The organism is Streptomyces desertarenae (genome assembly GCF_042681365.1).
GTDB classification, from domain to species: domain Bacteria; phylum Actinomycetota; class Actinomycetes; order Streptomycetales; family Streptomycetaceae; genus Streptomyces; species Streptomyces desertarenae.
The window spans coordinates 1-1,080 of record NZ_JBHUFU010000044.1; the positions used below are offsets into that span (position 1 = coordinate 1).

The window sequence follows — 1,080 nt, forward strand, 5'->3', positions numbered from 1 at the left end:
GGGCCTATGGTTGAGACAGTCGAGAAGTCGTTACGCCATTCGTGCAGGTCGGAACTTACCCGACAAGGAATTTCGCTACCTTAGGATGGTTATAGTTACCACCGCCGTTTACTGGCGCTTAAGTTCTCAGCTTCGCCACGACGAATCGTGACTAACCGGTCCCCTTAACGTTCCAGCACCGGGCAGGCGTCAGTCCGTATACATCGCCTTACGGCTTCGCACGGACCTGTGTTTTTAGTAAACAGTCGCTTCTCGCTGGTCTCTGCGGCCACCCCCAGCTCAGACAGCACGTGCCATCACCAGGTGTGGCCCCCCTTCTCCCGAAGTTACGGGGGCATTTTGCCGAGTTCCTTAACCATAGTTCACCCGAACGCCTCGGTATTCTCTACCAGACCACCTGAGTCGGTTTAGGGTACGGGCCGCCATGAAACTCGCTAGAGGCTTTTCTCGGCAGCATAGGATCATCCACTTCACCGCAATCGGCTCGGCATCAGGTCTCACCCACATGAGAGACGGATTTACCTACCCCTCGGGCTACACCCTTACCCCGGGACAACCACCGCCCGGGCTGGACTACCTTCCTGCGTCACCCCATCACTCACCTACTACCGGATCGGGCCGTCGGCTCCACCAACACCACACCCCGAAAGGTGCGGGCGGCTTCACGGACTTAGCATCACCGGGCTCGGCCCTTGCGCTCCACAGCGGGTACCGGAATATCAACCGGTTATCCATCGACTACGCCTGTCGGCCTCGCCTTAGGCCCCGACTTACCCTGGGCAGATCAGCTTGACCCAGGAACCCTTGGTCAATCGGCGCAGGAGTTTCCCACTCCTGTATCGCTACTCATGCCTGCATTCTCACTCGTGAACCGTCCACAACTCGCTTCCACGGCTGCTTCACCCGGCACACGACGCTCCCCTACCCATCCACACGGCCGTTGGACCTGTATGTGTGAATGACACGACGTCGGCGGTGTGCTTGAGCCCCGCTACATTGTCGGCGCAGAATCACTTGACCAGTGAGCTATTACGCACTCTTTCAAGGATGGCTGCTTCTAAGCCAACCTCCTGGTTGTCT

Annotated in this window: 1 rRNA gene; it reads right to left on the reverse strand. The window is 58.1% G+C overall.

Annotation, left to right across the window (positions count from 1 at the left end):
* Positions 1-1,080, reverse strand: a 23S ribosomal RNA gene (locus ACFSJS_RS27880); the annotation flags it as partial.